Source organism: Nitrososphaera sp. (assembly GCF_050748925.1).
GTDB lineage: Archaea > Thermoproteota > Nitrososphaeria > Nitrososphaerales > Nitrososphaeraceae > Nitrososphaera.
The window spans coordinates 1-17,885 of sequence record NZ_JBOGQF010000020.1; the positions used below are offsets into that span (position 1 = coordinate 1).

Below are 17,885 nucleotides of genomic sequence, written 5' to 3' on the forward strand. Positions count from 1 at the left end.
TCCTTGAACCGCTTGTAGTAGACAGAGTTGTTGAACTTGTGCGCGACAGTCGTGCACGAGGAGAGCGCGTAGCCGTGCGGGACGCCCTCGTTTGAGAACACGTACGAAAGCGCGTGGCCAAGCGTGGTCGACGAGTTGCCAAAGCCGATGCCGGACAGCATGGCGCCGTACGGCAGCAGGTTCTGCTTGTCGTTCATGATGGCGTCGTAGAGGATGTCAAAGGCCTCCTTGCAAAAGAACTGCGTGAACGGGTTGCCGGCCTTGCTGTCATAGCCTTCAGACGCCTGGGCGGCCGCGTCGCATGCCGAGTTGCGCATGATGTTGAAAGGCGTGCCGGGCAAAAAGTACGGGTCGACGATGGCTGCGTCTGCGAGGAACGCTTCGTCCTGCAACAGCTTTTTCTTGTGGTCAAAGCTGATGACGGCATAGGTGGTCATTTCCGCCCCGGTGCCAAACGTCGTCGGTATCAGGATCTTGGGGATGCCGGTGAGCTTGCTTAGGTACTTGCAGACGTCCATCGAGCTCCCGCCGCCGAGGCCGATGTAGGCGCTGATCTCCTTGCCTTCGTACTGCTTCTTCAGCTCTTCAATGGCTTCGATGGACGGGTCGGGCGTGACCTTGTCATAGACTTCATAATTTTTTATCCCCATGTAATCGAGCCACTTGTTGTATATGTCCGGAGTTGTCGTGGTAATCACGAGAGAATTTTTCGGATACTGGAATTCCTTTGCGGCGTTTGCGCCAAAGGCAATCTTCCTTGGCATCATTACTTTCCACATGCGGTTAGGTTCGGCCTGTAGGTGTTTTATGTCTTACTAGATAGCATCTGCAGCTTTTTCTTTTCCAGCCGCATGAGGTACAGGATGCCGCCCACCAAGAACACCTCGACGGACTTTGCCAGCACCCCTGCAATCGAGACGGCCTCGGGCTGGTTGACAGGCGACAGCGGCGGCGGGAATACAACGGAATACGTGTACAGGCCAAGCAGGACCGCGGTGCCGGCAAGGCCAAACAGGTTCAGCGTGACTGTTTTTCTATAATATTGCGACGGGCTTGTCGTGCCGGCCTCCGACCTCAGCGTGAGCATTATGTACAGCATGCCATAGGCCACCTGCATGCCGCCGGCAGATATCAGAAATACCGGGTATTCGAGCCGGAGCGAGCCGTGCTCTGAATACACTGCAAAATGCACCATGCCGCCGGCGACTGCCGAGAGCATCACCGCGTACTTTACCAGCTCGGCCCCGCCACTCATCTTGCCAGAATTCCTTTTGCCCCGGTAGTTGAGCCACATTAATACGCCAAGGCCTATCATCGGGACAAAGACGGCCGCAAGTATCGTCGACGTAAAGATAGTGCCAAAGTTCTTGGATATGTGGACGTTGAGGACGACTCGCTCGCAGTTGCAACCATTTGAGCTGGTGAGCGTGCTCCTGACAGGGTCGACGCTGTTGGAGTTGACCGGCCCGTTGGCGATGCTCAGGACCAGCTGGTAGCCGCCGACGTCAGGGAACGTGTAATAGGCGGAAAAGTCGCCGACATCGTATTTCGTCCACGGAAAAGCCTTCAGCCGCTCGCCGTTGCTTGCGTACACCTCCAGCATCGTCTCGACGTTTCGGACGTCGTTGCCGTCAAAGTCCTGGACGCTGAACATGATGGCCGTCGGCTCGCCCGGCGCGGCGTATTCCGGGTCGAGAGCCTGGTGGACGAAATAGTGCTCTGTGTGGCTCTCGTTGCCGTTATAGTGCGGGATGTGGTCAAGGTGAGCAAAAGCCAGGGGCGCCACAGGCAATAATGCCAAGAGCGCCAGTGCAAGAGCAAGAGGCCAGACGCGGGCCATGGCGGTGCTACCGCGCACAGCCACTATAAACCTAATCCTTTACCATTATTGCCTTCGTTGCAGGCATGCGAAACGCAAACGCCACCGTCATGAGCACCATCGAAAACAGGACCAGCCCAAGCCCGAGGTGCGCAGTTACGAGGACTGCATGCAGGCGCTCAACTATGACGACTGCGCCAAGCACTATCTGGCCGATTACTGCGGCAGTTGCAATCAGCGACGCCACCTTCATGGCCCTTGGCGCGTCTTTGGACTTTATCGCAAACACGGCAGTCGCTATGACAAGCAGGCCGGTGGTGGCAGCGACTGACCGGTGAATGTATTCTATGATAAAGTCTTCATGCGGAATGAGCCCCTGCGGGCAGAGCGGCCAGTCAGGGCAGGACAGGCCGACGCCTGACGCGCTGACATATCCCCCGATAAAAATAAGGGAAAAAAGGACGGCAAGCGTCGCAAAAGAGAGCGCCTTTAGGATCATTCGGTTACGACTAGCTTGCCTGTCATGTACGGGTGGACGATGCAGTAGTACGGGTACTCGCCTGCGTCAATCGCAGCCGTGTCTATCTTTGCCGAGGCGCTTGGCTCAACAAGGTCGGAATCAAAGGCAGAACCCGAATCCTCGTCTCCCGATTGGCCGCTTGTTACCGTGTGTATGGCCGTATCGGCATTTGTGACGGTCACCGTGTCGCCCTTTTTCACCGTCAGCTCTGCCGGTTCATAAGACGTGTTGCCCTGCACCGACGCGCCGGAGGGGATGTTAATCGTTGGGCCGGTTGCCGCACCACCGCCGCCTTCCTCTGCTTCCGTTATCGTCAGTTGCGAAGTCATGTAGGGGTGCACTATACAGTAGTAGGGTATCACGTCCCCGACCTCGCCGCCGACATCTATCTCGGCAGACTCTTCTCCTCCGTTGACCAGCTCGGTGTCAAAGGCTGCGCCAGATTCTGCGTCTTCAGGACCTGAGCCGGATGTCGCAGTGTGCGGGACAGTGTCTGCGTTGTTCCACACAACCTTGTTCCCAAGCGGGACGGTTGCGTCGTCATCAGGGCTAAAGTCAGGAGCCCCTGACACGGCAGCTCCGGCCAGCATGGTTATCTGCGTGACGCCTGCCTGCGCGGGCGGAGGCGGTGTTGGCTCGCCAGTCTGCAGCCTTGTCACCGGCGGAGGGTTGGCAAACATCTCGTCCCACAGGGTAAAGACGATGCCAAAGCCGATGGCAAGGGTCACGGCCACGATGACGATGCCCCTCCTCATCCTGCCCGGCGACGTCATCAGCGCGGGTTTGTCGCTGCTTTCGTGATGCTCTTCCATGCCAGTATCCCCCTAGTGGTGCGGCTCCTTCCGCGCCTGGTCGTAGTAGACCTCCCCTATCTTGAAGGGGTCGCGCATGTCGGCAGGCTTGCCGCGGCCTGCGCTGTAGATCAGGTTGCCGATAAAGAGCGCCGCGCCCGCGCCCGTTATCCACGCTCCTACCGATGATATCTGGTTCATGACGATCAGGGGCTCGACCGGTATGTAGTCAAAGACCCTCCTAGGCATCCCGTACAGGCCCAGCACGTGCTGCGTCAGGAATATCATCGACACTCCTACGAACAGCAGCCAGAACGTCACCATTCCCGCCTTCTCGTGGTACATCCTGCCCGTTATGAACGGGAACATGTAGTATATCATGCCGAGGAAGGCGAACGTGATGAGTCCCATGACGAACAGGTGGAAGTGTCCCACTACCCAGTAGCTGTCGTGCGTCAGAAAGTCAAGCGGCATCTGCGCGTTAACGACGCCGCCTGCCCCAGCATAGAAGAACAGGACGAGGCCTCCCACCATAAACGACATTGGCGTGGCGAATTTTATCCTCCCGCCCCACATCGTGGCCACAAAGTTAAACACGTGCATGGCCGACGCAGGGACTGCTGCAAGGGTTCCTATCATGAACACCGTCTTTTCAGTAAAGTTCATCCCAGTTGCGTACATGTGGTGCGCCCATGACGAGAACGCCACCAACGCTAGCAGTATGAACGCAGTCACTCCAGACTGGTAACTGAATATCGGCTTTCTCGAGAATTTCGGTATCAGCTCGTACATCATGCCGATAGCCGGGATCGCAAAGATGTACACCTCTGGGTGGAATGTGAACCAGAACATGTGCTGGTAGGCTATGGGGTCCCCGCCCATGTTGGGGTTAAAGAACCCGGACACTCCAAGCCGATCGGTAAACAGCATCACGAGGGCCGCCGTGAACGTAGGCAATGCCACCAGTATCATTATTGAAGTCACCAAGGTTGCCCACACAAAGAGCGACGTCTTCATGAGCGGCATGTCAGGGTGCTTCATCTTTAGTATCGTCACGATAAAGTTGATAGAGCCCAGAATTGACGAAATGCCGAGTATCTTTATGCCAAATATCCACATCTCGGCAGCGGGGCCGGGGGCGCGGAGGATAGAGTAGGGGGGAGTGGCGTACCAGGTAAAGTCCGCCATGCCAAGCCACACGAGCGCCATGCCGACGGGGATCATCCAGAACGCCACGGCGTTCAGCTTGGGCCATGCCATGTCCTTGTACCTGACCAATATGGGGATCAGGTAGTTGCCGATGCCGGAAGCAAACGGTATGAGCCACAGGAACAACATGTTTGTCCCGTGCGTGGTCATGATCCTGTGGAAAGTGTTAGGGTCAGGAATGATGCCCTGGTTTCCGGGCAAGAACAGCTCAGTGCGGATCATCAATGCCAGAGCGCCACCGATCATAAAGGCGGTAATGCTCAGAACCATGTAAAGAAGCCCGACATCGGTATGATGGGTTGAAAAAAGGATCTCCCACATCGGACGAGGTTTCTTAACTTCTAGTACCAATCAAATTCCCCCGAATGAGCTTTTTGCATTCAATATCAAATAAAAGCATTTTGGTCGTGCGAGATTAGTTGCTTGCGACAACTGATGCCGAGTCGTGCAGTGCCACCTGGACGTCCTTTGGCTTTATGTCAGCCGCTGCGTCCACTATCGGCTCTTCGACAAAGAGCTTGGCGCGCATCTGGTAGTGGCTGAAACCGCAGTATTCCCTGCACTGGATGAGGTACTCGCCAGAAGCGTCAGGCATTACCCACATCGTGTTTATCCTGCCGGGGATCGCGTCCATGAGCACGGTCAGGTCCGGGATGTTGAACGAGTGGTTCACGTCCCGCGACGTTATCTCGAACTTGTAGGGGATGCCCTCGACCAGGTGCAGCTCTCCCACCTCCTTCCGGCCGTCCTCGTGCTCAAAGGTCCAGAACCACTGCTGACCGGTGACCTTGACGACCTTGGAGTCCTTTGGTGGGTGGTCGAGAAAGCGCTCAACGTCCCACGCCGCGGCCCCGATGTATATCAAAAGTGCGATGACTACGCCCACGTAGACCCATTCAATCATTGCGTGGCCCATCTAGTGTCCCTCCGCCGGCTCCCTTGCGACGTTTTTGGGATTTGACTCGCGGAACCTGAAAACGACGTAAGCAATGACTCCCATGACGATTGCGCCTATGGTGAATGCGATGACCATGCCCTTGTAAAACAGACCCCACACCTCAACGCGGTTGATGATAATGCGCCCATCTTCCTGAGCAAAAGCGACCTGGACTGCCGATAATGCGATAAGTGCCGGAAGCACCATGAGCAGACCTTGTCTTAAGGATATACCCATTTGGTCGAAATACGACCAAATATCTTATTTAAGGCTTTGGAAAAAAATCATTCGTTCGGATAGCGGTGCATCGACATGACGTTCACGGCAGACAATGAATAGATCTTGTCCTGCTGTTTCAGGACGGTGAGCGCAGCATTGCGGATGTGCCACCGGTAGAGCGCCTCCGGCTTTAGTTCCAGGATGGTTGATATAGCGGCCTTGATCGGGTCAAGGTGAGTCACGCACAGCACGTTTCTGTCAGAGTGCTTGTCTGCTGCCTCTTCAAGCAGGCTCGTGACCCTCATTCTTACTTTGGAAAAGGGCTCAACTCCGAAACTGTCAAGGACCGGGTCGTGCTCGTCGTAAAATTTCAAAAACAGGTTGCCGTATTTCGTCACCACTTCTTCAAAGTTCATGCCGACCAGCTTGCCCAGCTCGATTTCGTACAGCCGCTCGTCGATTTCATATTCCGCGCCTATTTCGTCGCACACTATTTCTGCAGTCTCTACCGCCCTGATGACCGGCGACACGAGCACCTTGTCTACTTGGACGCCCTTCAGGTGCTTGGCCGCATCTGCAGCCTGCTGGCGCCCGTACTCTGTCAGGTGCGACTCCAAGTGCCGGCCCACCAGCATGCGGTTGACATTGTTTTCCGCCTGACCGTGGCGCATAAAGATGACCAGTGGCAACAGTGCTTGTCAGTTGCGCCGTTACTTTATGTTTATCATGTGTGTGTTTCCAGTATTTCCAGTGCATACAAAAATGCGAGTAACCTTAAAAGAATTAATTAATTCAAGCCAGCACCAATTTCTGCATATTTTTCTCCATAGAACTTGTGTCATTGCAGGTTGACTTTTATTGAAAAACGGCTGTTTCCCGCCAGAGCGATGATTTTACAGCTGTAAAGTATCCTGTTTATGTATAATGCGTTGCATGTCAAGATCATGGTCAAGGGCTTTGCATGTCAGCGCAGCGGCAGGGCAGTGAGATTCCAGTATGCAGAGTAGGAAATCCTACACCTGCCCGATGCATCCAGAAATAAGACAGGACAGATCTGGAAATTGCCCTAAATGCGGCATGAGACTTGTAGAAGAAAACTCGGAAAGTAAAGTTGCCCCCCAGAAAGATGAGACCAGAAGCTTGGGCACGTCAACGTGGAGGGACTACATGCCTTTGGCAATAATAGTCGGCCTGATACTGCTGACGTCGCTTGTCCTATCCTTCAGAGATTTCCAGACTGGCAATTTCTCGGCCACGATGGCCTTGTCTTACTTTATGATAGGATTTTTCATTGTCTTTGCGGGCTTTAAGCTGATTGACTTGAAGGGTTTCGCGGAGGGCTATTCCACCTATGACCTGTTGGCAAGGAAGGTTTTCGCGTACGGGTATGTTTACCCATTCATTGAACTGTCTTTCGGATTGGCAATGATTCTTTATCCCACGTCGCTTCCGCTCCTGCTGGCAGAAGTAGGTGTGATGGGCTTTAGCGGATTGGGTGTTTCAATAAAGCTGATGAAGAGGGAAAAATTCCAGTGCGTATGTCTGGGGACTTTTTTGAAGGTCCCACTGACAAAAGTTACTGTCCTGGAAGATTTTGGCATGGTAGCGTTGGCGCTAGTCATGCTGTTTATTGCGGCCTAGATTTTCATCGCAGAGTCTATGTTAGCAGCAGGTACAACAGACGCCAATCGCCCTGAAAGACGTCTATCGGTTACGTTAGCCATTTTTCATTCTGCTTTCAGAACAAAGTCGGCAGTAATGACATCTCCTCTGTGCTTAAACTGCCCCCATGCCTTGTACAAGCCAGGCGATGGAAAGTTTGCTCTGAAAGCCACTTCTGGCCCGCCGCGCCAATCTGCGATTACCCCTTCAAGAGGATGAACATGAAGAAACTTTTCTGCGTCAGAAGTAATGATTACGCAGTGACCGCCTGCTGCCATAAGAGGTTCAAGATCAGTTATGGGCCTGCCTTGCGAGTCTGAAAGCTCGAACACGATTTCGGCATCCTGCCCGGATTTGATGCTTTCAGGGACCTTTAGCCTGACCTGATATTTTTTACTGCCTGCCACTATCTCCTTGCTGAAATTTTTGTCCGCTACGATAGGCACAGGTGCTTGGATACCCTCGCATTTGACATCAAGGCGAAAATCCTTTACAAACTGCCCTCCACCCTGGGGTTTGGCATCAACCCACATCTTGTATCTTCCCGCCGTTGGAAAGGCATGGGCGATCGTGAAAATCCTCTCTTTATCGTCGAGCCTGGGGTGTATGTGTGCAAAATAGGAAAGGTCGTCGCTCACTACAACCAGATGCGTAAGCTTATCATGGATAACCTCGAATCGACCTATTCTGTCGCCTGTTTCCCGTTCAGTTACAATTATTGTTAATCTAGCAGGCTCTCTAGATGACGGGGCTGCCGGGTCTGACTGCAGACTGACATCATATTTCCCTCCTTGCGGATGTTTGCCATGTGAGTCAGAGTGCTTGGGGTGTTCATGTCCCATCATGCAGTTATTTATTCAAAATAATTAAAAACAGTATTAAGTCGTTTTCGCAAGTGTCAAGATGGCGCGGTGTCAAACTCTCGGGCTCGGCAACGCGTCCTTTTGGGTTTGGACCCTAATGATTGCATGCAGAGCCTAAAGTTAATATCCAAACCTTCCGTGAGAGACTCTATGAAGATTGGCATAGTAGGCGGCACCGGCGGCATGGGCGAAGGCTTTGCCCTCAGGTGGTGCGCAAAGCACGACATCATTGTCGGCTCAAGGGAGGCCCAGAAGGCCAAGGAGGCGGCTGCAAACTATATGACGGCTGCAAAGCAGGCTCTTCCTTCGATGTCCGGCAGCATCACAGGCGACGACAACATATCACTTGCCAAGGACTGCGACGTGCTCATACTGTCGATACCTTACGAGTTCATCGACGACACGTGCTCTAAACTAGCCGGCAACACCAGGAGCGACTGCATAGTCGTGTCGCCAATAGTGCCCATGGCCCGCACCGACAGCGGCTTTGTCTACATCCCAATCGAGCAGGGCAAAAAGCCGGCGGCCGAGCTGGTGGCAGAGCGCATGGCCCCGAGATCGAGGGTCGTCTCTGCGTTCCACACGATATCTGAGGTGAAACTGAAAAACACTGCGCAGGGCCTCGACACCGACACGTTCATCTGCGGCGACGACGCAAACGTTGTCGCAAAACTTGCAGAGCTGGTGTCAGAGATAAGCGGTCTTCGGCCGGTGTACCTAGGCCCGCTGTCGCTGACGTACCAGGCCGAAGTCCTCACCCCCATGCTCCTCAACGCGGCCAGGCGCAACAAGATGAAGCACCCCGGCGTAAAGCTGACGTAAACGTTATCTGCAAAGCGTTGTAGTGAAGGGCATGAGGTGGCAAGAGCGCAATCAGCCGCGGGGGCGCAACTGGATGACGGCGATGGGCGTCCTCTTCATCGTCGCTGCAGGGATTATCGCCATCAGGAACCTGGTGCTATACTATGTCGATTCTTCCGCAGGCCTCATCGAGAACGGCACGCAGCAGTTTCTGGAAAACTATGTCAATGCAGAGGTAAACAACGAAAAGTTTGTGATGGCAATGATAGCGGGAGGGGCAGCCCTCATACTGTGGGGCTATTTCAAGAAAAAAGATGACCACGGCCCGCCGGATGAGCACGAGCGGCGCAGGTTCGACAAATAACGGCGTTGACTGCAAGAAACTAAGTCTATTGACGAATTATGCGGTGCTGCAACATGCCAGGTTTCACCTAAAATAATGAAAATATCATGAAAAAGATTGAAAATATTGCATCTTGCTGGCAAAACGACGGGGAATTAGCAAAGTTAATGACCAAGAGCGCGCGGACATTGATCTAGAACAATCGTCGTTGAAAAAGAGCCCAAAAAAGATCAAGCACCACATCAAGCAACACAAAAAGGCCAAGGTCGTGGCAAAGTTAAAGCACCGCCCAAAAGCTAGGCGCGCCCCGCAGCCACGCAAGCAGGCGCCCAGATCCAGGCCCAAGGTCAAGGCCAGGCCAGAGCCCTCGGCCAAGCCGTCCAAAAAGGTCGTGAGGATAATGGGCATGGGCCAGTTCACGGTTGACTCAAGGACGCTCAAGCGCCTCAACGGCATCGACGACTCGCTTGTGGAAATGGTAGCAACCGAAAAGGCAGACGACGCCGAGTTCAAGAAAGGCATGATAGAGCTTTCCAGCATCGTCGTCAAGCACGGCAAGCCGGTAGAACGGGGCGAGATTGTAAAATCAGACATCATCCTCCCCAGCGCGGACCTGCCAGTCGACGAGGCAAAAAAACTGTTCAGGGGAGAAGGCGTTATCCCCGGGGCCTAGCGCACAAAGCGCTCCAGCTTGTCCATCGCTTTTTCAAGCACGTTTTCCGGCGCCAGGTACACTATGCGCAGGTGCCCAGAGCCGTATGCCGTGCCAAAGCCCGAGCCGTGCACCGTCAGGACGCCGGTGGTGTTCAACAGGTCAATGACAAACTGCTTGTCGTCCTTCCACTTTTTACCAAGGTCTATCTTGGGAAAAGCGTAAAACGCGCCTCTCGGCAGCTTGCACTGCATCCCCATGCTGTTGAGCCTCTTGACGACATAGTCGCGCCGGCGGCGCAGCTTTTCCACCATCTGCGGTATGTGGTCCTGCGGGCCCCGCAGCGCCTGCACCGCCGCCACCTGCACCGGCAGGTTTGCAGCTATCCTGACGCGGGCAAGCTTGGGCACGTCTTCTCGGAACTGGTCCAGCTTTCTTGACTGGCTGTTCATGCAGATGTAGCCGCAGCGCCAGCCGGTCATCAGGTAGGCCTTTGAAAAGCCGTTCAGCAGGACGACCGGCGCGTCCTTGGCGACCTTGCCGATTCCGGTGAACTGCGAGTCAAACGCAATCTTGTCGTATATCTCGTCGCAGATGACATACAGGTCGTGCTCGGTGGCAATGTCCACGAGCTGCTGCAGGCTCTTGCGGTCAAATACCTCGCCGGTCGGGTTGTTTGGGCTGATGATGCACAGCGCACGGGACCGGGGCGTTATTTTCTTGCGCAGGTCCTCGAGGTCCGGCCGTCCGTCTTCGTGCAGCCGAAATTCCACGGGCTTGCCGCCGTAGAACTTTACGTACGACGAATACGGAGGATAATAGGGCCCCGGCATCAGGACCTCGCTGTTTGGGTCCACTATCGACGCCAGGGTCATGTCGAGGCCTTCGGACACGCCGTTTGTGACGATGACGTCTTCTTCGGTGACCTGGAGGCCCTTTTCCGACTCTTTCTCGACTATTGCCTGCCTCAGCTCCGGCAGGCCTTCAGAATCGGCGTAATAGTTCTCGTCCCTGCCCACCGCGCCTATCAGGGCGCGCTTTATGTGGTCAGGCGTCTTGAAATCAAACTTGACAGGGTCGCCAATGTTGAGGTAGATTATCTCCTTGCCCTGCGCCTTTATCTTGTTGGCATAAGCGGTGATGTCGCGGATGGCGTACTCGACGCCATGCGTCCTGTCGGAAACCTTCAACGACCAATGTGGCTGGCTGACCGAGATAAATTGTTATGCGTCTAGAACGTCCGGCCCTTCATTATCTTTCTGAGGGCCGCCAAAAGCTCGACGAGCTGGTCCGAGTCGGGGTTTGCAGCTATCAGCCGCTCAAGGGCCTTGTTCATCTTTTCTAGCATCCTGTAGACCTCGGCGTCCTCGACGGTCTCGATCAGGCCCTTTGGGTCAAACGGCTTGCGCACCAGCTCGACTATTCTGCCAAGGTTCTTGACCGAGTCTTCCAGCATGTCCTCCACCACCGCCGAGATGAACATTATGCGCTGGCGCGGGTGTATCTCTAGGATCTTTTTTGCAGCCTCCATGCCGTTCATCTTGGGCATCTTGTAATCCAGTATCACGACGTCAAACGGCAGCGGACTTGTAGACTTGCCGTTTTCATGCGCGGCATATTCTGCCTCCTTTTTGTATATCTTGACGCACTCGGCGCCGTCAAGCGCTATCTGAAAATTGTACCCGCGTTTTTTGAACATGTCCCGGTACGAAGCGGCAATGTCCTTTTCGTCTTCCGCAACGAGTACTTTCATGACAAATTTTTCAACTACAATGCATCATAGGGCTTCTATTAAACTAACCGTAAGCAAAATTCGAAAGAGTTTGCCATGCGGACGATTAAAGTTTAGTACTAGTGGGCGCTATAATGCATTGCAGGCGCGCCTTGAAGCCAGAAATGCCATGAGTTTCTCTATTGCGACCATTCCTGCACTACCCCTGCATGTCCAATTCCGCGGCAGGGTGAGGGCGGGCTGAGGTCCGGGACCAAGGCAGTCATCGTAGCAGCCATAGTCGTCATAATTGCCATTTCGTTTGGCGCCTATTACTACTACCAGGTAACAAGCAGGAGGGCGATAAACGACGTCCTGTTTGAGCAGTACAAGGAGCTCCAAGCAGGGACTGCCAGGTCCACTGCCCAGAGCGTCGGCAGGTCGCTAGGGCTGACCATGGCAGGGCTTTCAGGGCTGGCGGCCACAGAGCCGTTCCAGCAGGGCAACTTTTCTTCAAGCGAGGCCGGCGCATTGCTAAGGCAGCACTTTAACAGGCTGGGCACAGTCATGGACAGGCTGGAGATCGTCGACAGCAGCGGGACGATCGTCCAGCAAGTCAGCGCGCAAGGCCTCCCAGACCTGACTGGTCAGGACCTGTCTGCCAGGCACTATGTCCAGCAGGTGAGGTTTACGCGCCAGCCGCTGTATTCAGAAGCGCAGCTGGGCGCGGACGGCAGCTACCGCATCTTTGTCAACTATCCCGTGATAAACAGGGAAACGGGCAACTACCTTGGGATGGTGTCGGCCAGCGCAACCGCGGTCAGTTTTTTGGGGAGTTTGGCAATACCGGCGACGGTGACTCTAGCTACATCGGGGCCATGGACAGGAGAGGGACCTTGCTCGTCACGCCCTTTGAAGGCCTGGCAGGGGTAGGGGTTTTTGACGACAGGATTGGAGAAAACCTTGCGCCTGACTCGCTTGCCAAGCTCAGGCTCCACGCCACCAGCCTGCTGGCAGGCAATTCTACTTCGTTCCTTCTTGAGACGGGCTCGGGGGAGCGGCTGATAGTCGGCCAGCCGGTAGTCGTCGACGGCAGGCCTGTCTACTTTGTGTTTGCGGTCAACCCGACCTCTACTTTCAACGATGCCGTCGAGGACCTCCTGTTTGCAGAGAGCGTCAATAATTTCGTGCTCCTCGCGTCTGCCACCGGTGCCCTCATCGTCCTTGCCATAGTCATCATATGGTGGAACGCGGTGCTAGAGTCCAAGGTGCGCGTGCGCACGGGCGAGCTGGAGCAGGCTGTCGAGCAGCTAAAGGTCACCGGCAGGCTGCAAAAGGACTTTATCAACATCGCCGCGCACGAAATAAGGACGCCCATCACGCCCATCCTGATGACTGCGGACAACGTCGAGCCCCAGAACCCGGCGTCCGACGTGACTCTGACCAGGCCGCAGTACGACATAATCGTCCGCAACACAAGGAGGCTGCGGCAGCTTGCAAACGACATACTTGACGTCAGCAAGATGGAGAACAATACGCTCGCCCTGCGGATGGAGCGCGTCGAGCTTGGCGGGCTTGTAAGCGACGCGGCGGCAGACATCAAGAGCCTGGTCGTGGCAAACGGCAACGAGTTAAAGATCGAGATAAGGCAAAAGCTGTCGGTAGAGGCCGACCCGGAGCGCATAAGGCAGGTCGTGGCAAACCTGCTGAGCAACGCAGGCAAGTTCACAGAGCGGGGGACCATCACAATCACGATGGACAGGGCGGGGGCCAGGCGGTGGTGCAGGTAAAGGACTCTGGCATGGGCGTGGACCCGGAAATAATGCCAAGGCTCTTTACGAAATTTGCGGCCAAGTCTGACAAGGGCATAGGGCTTGGGCTGTACATCTGCAAGTGGATAATCGACGCCCACGGGGGCAAGATGGCTGCAGACAACAACGCCGGCGAAAAGGGCGCGACCTTTGCGTTTACACTTCCGCTGCATCGATAAGGCGCGGCGAATTATTACCTGCGCTGCATAGTAGCAATAAACTTAAAGCACGTTTTGGCAGCCTCATGCTAGATGTCGAACTATGACAAGGTCATGAAGCTGGCGCTAGAGCGCGGATTTTACTTTCCAGGTTGCGAGATTTATCCCGACGCCCCGGCAGGATTCTGGGAGTACGGCCCCACAGGCGTCTCTTTGAAGAACAAGTTCGTCGAGTTGTGGCGCAGGCAGCTTGTCAGGCGCGACGGCATGATGGAGATAGACGGATGCCAGGTGATGAGCAAGAGCGTGTTCGTCGCGTCGGGCCACATCGGCAACTTTACCGACCCTGTCATGAAGTGCACTAAATGCGGGTCCATCTTTCGCGCCGACCGGTTCATCGAGGAAAAGACCGGCGGCAGGGTTCCCGAGAGGCTCTCAAACGAGGACATCGACGCCCTCGTAAAAAAGCACGGGCTAAAGTGCCCAAACTGCAAGGGCGAGCTTGGTAACGTGAGCCGCTTTAACATGATGTTCCGCCTGGGGATAGGGCCGGCGGCAGAAGAGGCGTACCTGAGGCCGGAGACCTGCCAGTCCATCTTTGTGGATTTTTCCCGCGTCTTCAAGACCATGCGCGGCAGGCTCCCCATGGGCGTCGCGCAGGTAGGCAAGAGCTTTCGCAACGAGATAGCGCCCCGGCAGTCGTTGCTGAGGCTGCGCGAGTTTTACCAGGCAGAAATCGAGGTGTTTTGCAACCCCGGCAGGCTCGACGAGATGCCCCGGTTTGAAGAGGTAAAGGGCACAACCTTGCGCCTGTTCAAAGACGGCGACTCTGACATGACAGCTGTGACGGCCGAAGAGGCAATAGCCAAGGGGCTGGTGCCAAACAAGCTGGTCGCCTACTATCTCGCCCTGCTTGTCGAGTTTTACGAAAAGACCGGCATCGACGTTACAAAGAGCAGGTTCCGCAGGCTGTCAGAGGAGGAAAAGGCGTTCTACGCGACGGTCGCGTTCGACTTTGAGGTGCAGACAAGCACAGGGTGGCTCGAGCTTGTCGCGTGCAACTACCGCTCTGACTATGACCTGAAGGGGCACGCGGCGACGAGCAAGGAAAACCTCGAAGTCGTCGATCCTGTCGACCAGAAAAAAGTCCTGCCGCACGTGTTCGAGCTGTCGATGGGCATAGATAGGAGCCTTTACACCATACTGGAGCACTCGTATTATGAGGAGCATGTAAAGGAAGAGACGAGGGCGGTGCTGAAGTTAAGGCCGTACCTTGCGCCGGTGCTGGTCGGCATACTGCCGCTGATGACAAAGGACGGCCTCGGCGAAAAGGCGCGCAAGATCCATTCAGACTTGAAACTTGACTTTGACACGTTCTACGACGAGTCCGGCTCCATCGGCCGGCGCTACAGGAGGCTTGAAGAGGCAGGCGCGCCGTTTGCCGTTACGATAGACCAGGCGACGATGCAGGACGACACCGTGACGGTGCGCCACCGCGACTCGATGCAGCAAGAGCGCGTCAAGGTGTCAGATCTGCGCCAGTTCATGCAGAACGCGCTTGCCATATGAAAGACGAGCTGCCGCTTGAAAAATGGCTCGTCGCCTACAGGAGCCCGTCTTCAAAAAGGAGGCCGGAAGGCGCCAGGTTTGTCAGGCAGTTTTTTGCGCCCGGCTTTTACGAAGCGTACGACGTTGTGCTGACGCACGCCGAAAAGATGAACCTCGAGGTGCTGTGGTTCCGGGAAAAGCGCAACTGCGGCCCCTACATGAACCGCAACTATCCCGAGCTTGAGGGGCTGTGCACGTGGTGCAACAGGAAATTTGGCGACGAGCCGATGCCGTGCGCGCACGGCGGCTGCAATGCAGAGTTTTGCTCAAGGGACTGCATGCAGGAACACCAGATGCGCAAGCACTAGGTAGCCAGCTCCAGAGTCATCATCCTGATGCGCTCCGGGTCGCCCCTGAACTGGTTGAGGCAGTGCGACGAGTATTCTGGCGGCGGGCCCTCGTAGAGGTCGGCGACTTTGAACCCAAGCGACTTGAAAGTCTCCACGAGCCACACCGTCCACCTGTCAAACGCGTCGTTGCCCACCGGCTGCAAGAGCTCGTCGGTGATCTCTGTTACCAGCCGGAAAGCCCCCGGCTTTTTCAGCTTTGCATGCACCACCCTGTAAAAGGGCCGCCACTGCTCCTCCCTTTTTTCGTCGATAAAGGCAGGATCCGGCAGCACCGCGATAAAGCCGTCGATCGAATTATCCGGGAACCTTGCGACAATGTCTTCAAACGACCCATGCACAACAAAGGCGTTCTGCAGGTGCATGCGCGACTTTGCCTGCGCGAACTGCTGCGCGTCAAGCTCAACTCCGATATAGATTGTCTCCGGATCGCCCTTTGCAAGGGATTCGATGAGCCGGCCGTCGCCCATCCCAAGCTCTACTATCGTCCTCGTGTGAGGCGGGACTATGGATGGCTCAGACATCAGGCCTTCAAAAGCTCTGCTTCGAGCAGCTGCTGCACGAGCTGGACGACTTCCTGTTCCACCTGCTGCCTCGGCATGCCAAGCTTGGCCGAGAACTGGTCCGTTAATTGATTGATCGTCTTTGTGCCGTCGCAGCCCTTCCAGAATTCTATAATCGCCTCGTTTACCATAAAGCCCTGATCCTTGTCGTTTGCCAGTATAAGCGAGCCGTCTTCCTGCTTGGTCGAGCGCCCGATTTTTAGCGGCATCGACTTTTCATAGTCTATCTGGAAGCGCAATTTTGGCTTGCCAAATCCCAGCTGGTCGCGGACTGCGGGGTTCATCTTTTCCAGCGTCCATGCAGGCTCCCACACTATCTCGACGTTGATGTTGCCGATGCCAGAGATCTTGCCGACGTAGCGCTTGACGTCGCTCACAAGCGTGTCGTGCAGCGGGCAGCCGCGCGTGGTCATGGTCATCTTGATGTCGACGTCCTTGCCCTGGTCTACCTTGACTCCATAGATTAGGCCTAGATCGACTACGTTTACCGGGATTTCAGGGTCCATGCATTTTTTCAACGCGCTGTAGACCTGATCTTCTGTGACCTGCTGTGCGGCTGGCATGGCAATCATGTGTGCGGAACACGATAAATACTTTAGCCAAGGAGCTTTTTGAGGCTCTTCTCAAAAGGCGGCTTTAGCACGCCCTTTTCGGTTATGATGCCGCTGACAAGCTCTGGCGGCGTCATGTCAAACGCGGGGTTGAATATCCTGACGCCCTTTGGCGCGACCCTCTTTTTGCCCACCCTGACGACTTCGTCGACAGAGCGCTCTTCGATGATGACGTCTTCAGGGCTGCTTTTCAGGTCAAAGGTCGACAGAGGAGCGGCGACGTAGAACGGGATGTTGTGCCTCTTTGCCAGGATTGCGACCTGGTAAGTCCCAATCTTGTTAAAGACGTGGCCCGTGCGTAGGACCCTGTCGGCGCCCACTATTACCCTCTTGATCGCGCCCCTTGCCATCATGTGCCCGACAGCGGTGTCGGGTATCAGCGAGACGTCAACGCCGTCATGCTGCAATTCAAAAGCGGTGAGCCTTGCGCCCTGCATCACCGGCCGGGTTTCCGTGGCAATGACGCTCAGGCGCTTGCCGGATTCCCTTGCAGCGCGGATAACCCCAAGGGCCGTGCCGTATGCGACCGTCGCAAGCGAGCCGGCGTTGCAGTGTGTTAGCACCACGTCGCCGTCCTTGAAGAGCTGCGCGCCGTTAGAGCCCATCTGCCGGTTTGCCTGTATGTCCTGCTGCCACATTTTCGTGGCCTCGCCAAGGACTGCTTTTTTGACGTCCTCCACGGTCCTGGCGCGCTTTGCCTTGCCCATGACGCGCTCTAGCGCCCAAAAGAGGTTGATGGCGGTAGGGCGGGTAGCCCTCAGGACTTGAAAAGCGGTATCGAGGTCTGTCCTCAGTTCGTCAAGGCCCTTGGCCTTGCTCTGCTGCGCTGCAAGCGCGAGCCCAAGAGCTGCGGTGACGCCTATCGCAGGCGCGCCCCGGACCACCAGTTTTTTTATCGCGTCAGCGACCTGCAGATAGTCGGTGCATTTCACGTAGACAAGCCTGTTTGGGAGCTTTGTCTGGTCCACCATGACGACCGCGTCGTCCTTCCATTCAACTGTAAGCAAAAGGTCGAGGTTCTTGCGCGCCAAGCAGGAAAAACCCGCCCTCATGCGATATTTATGCGTGGCGCCCTATCGACGCAAACCTGCCGAACTTTGCTCTGTCAAGGATGCCCCGCCCGTCATAGACCGGGACGTCGCCAAGGTCGCGCTGGGACAGCTTGCCGTACTGCGGGTGGTCAGTCGACAGGATGACGAGGTCCGCGCCGGCCACAGCCTCCTTTATGTCGCCGGTAAGCGCAACGTCCTTGGGCAAGTC

At 55.5% G+C, this 17,885-nt stretch carries 23 protein-coding genes and 1 pseudogene; 9 read left to right on the plus strand and 15 right to left on the minus strand.

Translation table 11 applies throughout. From position 1 onward, the window contains the following. The 8 genes from ACREAY_RS02970 to ACREAY_RS03005 form a co-directional block, all read right to left on the minus strand. On the minus strand, nt 1-779 hold a 779-nt coding region (locus ACREAY_RS02970; protein WP_431754275.1), incomplete at its 3' end, for an iron-containing alcohol dehydrogenase. 26 nt (nt 780-805) lie between these two features. Next, the gene (locus ACREAY_RS02975) at nt 806-1,840 is read right to left on the minus strand and encodes a hypothetical protein (protein ID WP_431754276.1); all 1,035 of its coding nucleotides are present in this window, start codon (nt 1,838-1,840) and stop codon (nt 806-808) included. A 31-nt stretch (nt 1,841-1,871) separates the two neighbouring features. Continuing rightward, complete coding sequence (locus ACREAY_RS02980) at nt 1,872-2,318, minus strand: COX15/CtaA family protein (RefSeq protein ID WP_431754277.1); 447 nt, start codon at nt 2,316-2,318, stop codon at nt 1,872-1,874. Further along, a complete protein-coding gene (locus tag ACREAY_RS02985) occupies nt 2,315-3,151 on the minus strand; it encodes a cupredoxin domain-containing protein (protein WP_431754278.1) in 837 nt (278 codons plus the stop codon). Before ACREAY_RS02985 ends, ACREAY_RS02980 begins: the two co-directional genes overlap by 4 nt. Nucleotides 3,152-3,163: 12 nt before the next feature. Continuing rightward, nucleotides 3,164-4,690, minus strand: a complete 1,527-nt coding sequence (locus ACREAY_RS02990) for a cytochrome c oxidase subunit I (RefSeq protein WP_431754279.1) — start codon at nt 4,688-4,690, stop codon at nt 3,164-3,166. A 64-nt stretch (nt 4,691-4,754) separates the two neighbouring features. Next, a complete protein-coding gene (locus tag ACREAY_RS02995; RefSeq protein ID WP_431754280.1) occupies nt 4,755-5,255 on the minus strand; it encodes a hypothetical protein in 501 nt (166 codons plus the stop codon). Next, on the minus strand, nt 5,256-5,480 hold the full coding sequence (locus ACREAY_RS03000) for a hypothetical protein (RefSeq protein WP_431754281.1): 225 nt from the start codon (nt 5,478-5,480) through the stop codon (nt 5,256-5,258). A gap of 80 nt (nt 5,481-5,560) precedes the next feature. Next, nucleotides 5,561-6,184: a histidine phosphatase family protein gene (locus ACREAY_RS03005; protein ID WP_431754282.1), complete on the minus strand. Its 624-nt coding sequence runs from the start codon at nt 6,182-6,184 to the stop codon at nt 5,561-5,563. A gap of 307 nt (nt 6,185-6,491) precedes the next feature. Here ACREAY_RS03005 and ACREAY_RS03010 point away from each other — a divergent pair, with 307 nt between their 5' ends. Next, complete coding sequence (locus ACREAY_RS03010; RefSeq protein WP_431754283.1) at nt 6,492-7,136, plus strand: heavy metal-binding domain-containing protein; 645 nt, start codon at nt 6,492-6,494, stop codon at nt 7,134-7,136. A gap of 86 nt (nt 7,137-7,222) precedes the next feature. Here the strand turns inward: ACREAY_RS03010 and ACREAY_RS03015 are convergent, their stop codons facing one another. Beyond that, the gene (locus tag ACREAY_RS03015) at nt 7,223-8,002 is read right to left on the minus strand and encodes a hypothetical protein (RefSeq protein WP_431754284.1); all 780 of its coding nucleotides are present in this window, start codon (nt 8,000-8,002) and stop codon (nt 7,223-7,225) included. Between the two features lie 168 nt (nt 8,003-8,170). Between ACREAY_RS03015 and npdG the strand changes: the two genes are divergently transcribed. From npdG to pspAA, 3 genes are all read left to right on the plus strand, one after another. Next, nucleotides 8,171-8,842: an NADPH-dependent F420 reductase gene (npdG, locus tag ACREAY_RS03020; RefSeq protein WP_431754285.1), complete on the plus strand. Its 672-nt coding sequence runs from the start codon at nt 8,171-8,173 to the stop codon at nt 8,840-8,842. A gap of 22 nt (nt 8,843-8,864) precedes the next feature. After that, nucleotides 8,865-9,185, plus strand: a complete 321-nt coding sequence (locus tag ACREAY_RS03025; RefSeq protein ID WP_431754286.1) for a hypothetical protein — start codon at nt 8,865-8,867, stop codon at nt 9,183-9,185. 187 nt (nt 9,186-9,372) lie between these two features. Further along, nucleotides 9,373-9,837, plus strand: coding sequence for a PspA-associated protein PspAA (gene pspAA / locus ACREAY_RS03030; protein WP_431754287.1), 465 nt, complete (start codon nt 9,373-9,375; stop codon nt 9,835-9,837). Here pspAA and ACREAY_RS03035 read toward each other — a convergent pair. Beyond that, nucleotides 9,834-11,006, minus strand: coding sequence for an aminotransferase class I/II-fold pyridoxal phosphate-dependent enzyme (locus ACREAY_RS03035; RefSeq protein ID WP_431754288.1), 1,173 nt, complete (start codon nt 11,004-11,006; stop codon nt 9,834-9,836). The genes pspAA and ACREAY_RS03035 overlap by 4 nt on opposite strands. A 41-nt stretch (nt 11,007-11,047) precedes the next feature. Beyond that, nucleotides 11,048-11,569 (minus strand): response regulator, encoded by a 522-nt coding sequence (locus tag ACREAY_RS03040; RefSeq protein WP_431754289.1) that lies wholly within the window; start codon nt 11,567-11,569, stop codon nt 11,048-11,050. A 414-nt stretch (nt 11,570-11,983) separates the two neighbouring features. On the opposite strand from ACREAY_RS03040, the gene ACREAY_RS03045 reads away from it, so the two are divergent. From ACREAY_RS03045 to ACREAY_RS03065, 5 genes are all read left to right on the plus strand, one after another. Then, on the plus strand, nt 11,984-12,460 hold the full coding sequence (locus ACREAY_RS03045) for a hypothetical protein (RefSeq protein WP_431754290.1): 477 nt from the start codon (nt 11,984-11,986) through the stop codon (nt 12,458-12,460). Continuing rightward, on the plus strand, nt 12,406-13,317 hold the full coding sequence (locus ACREAY_RS03050; RefSeq protein ID WP_431754291.1) for a sensor histidine kinase: 912 nt from the start codon (nt 12,406-12,408) through the stop codon (nt 13,315-13,317). The genes ACREAY_RS03045 and ACREAY_RS03050 overlap by 55 nt, the downstream gene beginning before the upstream one ends. Then, a complete protein-coding gene (locus ACREAY_RS03055) occupies nt 13,305-13,517 on the plus strand; it encodes a sensor histidine kinase (protein WP_431754292.1) in 213 nt (70 codons plus the stop codon). The genes ACREAY_RS03050 and ACREAY_RS03055 overlap by 13 nt, the downstream gene beginning before the upstream one ends. Nucleotides 13,518-13,589: 72 nt before the next feature. Then, entirely contained in the window at nt 13,590-15,065 is a 1,476-nt protein-coding gene (locus ACREAY_RS03060) for a glycine--tRNA ligase (protein ID WP_431754293.1), read from the plus strand. Further along, nucleotides 15,062-15,412: a hypothetical protein gene (locus ACREAY_RS03065; protein WP_431754294.1), complete on the plus strand. Its 351-nt coding sequence runs from the start codon at nt 15,062-15,064 to the stop codon at nt 15,410-15,412. Before ACREAY_RS03060 ends, ACREAY_RS03065 begins: the two co-directional genes overlap by 4 nt. Here ACREAY_RS03065 and ACREAY_RS03070 read toward each other — a convergent pair. The 4 genes and pseudogenes from ACREAY_RS03070 to ACREAY_RS03085 form a co-directional block, all read right to left on the minus strand. Next, nucleotides 15,409-15,975: a methyltransferase domain-containing protein gene (locus tag ACREAY_RS03070; protein ID WP_431754295.1), complete on the minus strand. Its 567-nt coding sequence runs from the start codon at nt 15,973-15,975 to the stop codon at nt 15,409-15,411. The two genes, ACREAY_RS03065 and ACREAY_RS03070, sit on opposite strands and share 4 nt — an antisense overlap. Further along, on the minus strand, nt 15,975-16,577 hold the full coding sequence (locus ACREAY_RS03075) for a PqqD family peptide modification chaperone (protein ID WP_431754296.1): 603 nt from the start codon (nt 16,575-16,577) through the stop codon (nt 15,975-15,977). Before ACREAY_RS03075 ends, ACREAY_RS03070 begins: the two co-directional genes overlap by 1 nt. A gap of 32 nt (nt 16,578-16,609) precedes the next feature. After that, nucleotides 16,610-17,656: an S-methyl-5-thioribose-1-phosphate isomerase gene (gene mtnA, locus ACREAY_RS03080; RefSeq protein WP_431754297.1), complete on the minus strand. Its 1,047-nt coding sequence runs from the start codon at nt 17,654-17,656 to the stop codon at nt 16,610-16,612. A gap of 28 nt (nt 17,657-17,684) precedes the next feature. Further along, a pseudogene (locus ACREAY_RS03085) lies at nt 17,685-17,885 on the minus strand (nucleotide sugar dehydrogenase); the annotation flags it as partial.

Excerpts from the sequence above, each read along its gene's own strand:
- ACREAY_RS02975 (WP_431754276.1), bottom strand. The coding sequence starts at position 1,840 with ATGGCCCGCGTCTGGCCTCTTGCTCTTGCACTGGCGCTCTTGGCATTA.
- ACREAY_RS02980 (WP_431754277.1), bottom strand. The coding sequence starts at position 2,318 with ATGATCCTAAAGGCGCTCTCTTTTGCGACGCTTGCCGTCCTTTTTTCC.
- ACREAY_RS02985 (WP_431754278.1), bottom strand. The coding sequence starts at position 3,151 with ATGGAAGAGCATCACGAAAGCAGCGACAAACCCGCGCTGATGACGTCG.
- ACREAY_RS02995 (WP_431754280.1), bottom strand. The coding sequence starts at position 5,255 with ATGGGCCACGCAATGATTGAATGGGTCTACGTGGGCGTAGTCATCGCA.
- ACREAY_RS03010 (WP_431754283.1), top strand. The coding sequence starts at position 6,492 with ATGCAGAGTAGGAAATCCTACACCTGCCCGATGCATCCAGAAATAAGA.
- ACREAY_RS03015 (WP_431754284.1), bottom strand. The coding sequence starts at position 8,002 with ATGATGGGACATGAACACCCCAAGCACTCTGACTCACATGGCAAACAT.
- npdG (WP_431754285.1), top strand. The coding sequence starts at position 8,171 with ATGAAGATTGGCATAGTAGGCGGCACCGGCGGCATGGGCGAAGGCTTT.
- ACREAY_RS03040 (WP_431754289.1), bottom strand. The coding sequence starts at position 11,569 with ATGAAAGTACTCGTTGCGGAAGACGAAAAGGACATTGCCGCTTCGTAC.
- ACREAY_RS03045 (WP_431754290.1), top strand. The coding sequence starts at position 11,984 with ATGGCAGGGCTTTCAGGGCTGGCGGCCACAGAGCCGTTCCAGCAGGGC.
- ACREAY_RS03050 (WP_431754291.1), top strand. The coding sequence starts at position 12,406 with ATGGACAGGAGAGGGACCTTGCTCGTCACGCCCTTTGAAGGCCTGGCA.
- ACREAY_RS03060 (WP_431754293.1), top strand. The coding sequence starts at position 13,590 with ATGTCGAACTATGACAAGGTCATGAAGCTGGCGCTAGAGCGCGGATTT.
- ACREAY_RS03065 (WP_431754294.1), top strand. The coding sequence starts at position 15,062 with ATGAAAGACGAGCTGCCGCTTGAAAAATGGCTCGTCGCCTACAGGAGC.
- ACREAY_RS03070 (WP_431754295.1), bottom strand. The coding sequence starts at position 15,975 with ATGTCTGAGCCATCCATAGTCCCGCCTCACACGAGGACGATAGTAGAG.
- ACREAY_RS03075 (WP_431754296.1), bottom strand. The coding sequence starts at position 16,577 with ATGCCAGCCGCACAGCAGGTCACAGAAGATCAGGTCTACAGCGCGTTG.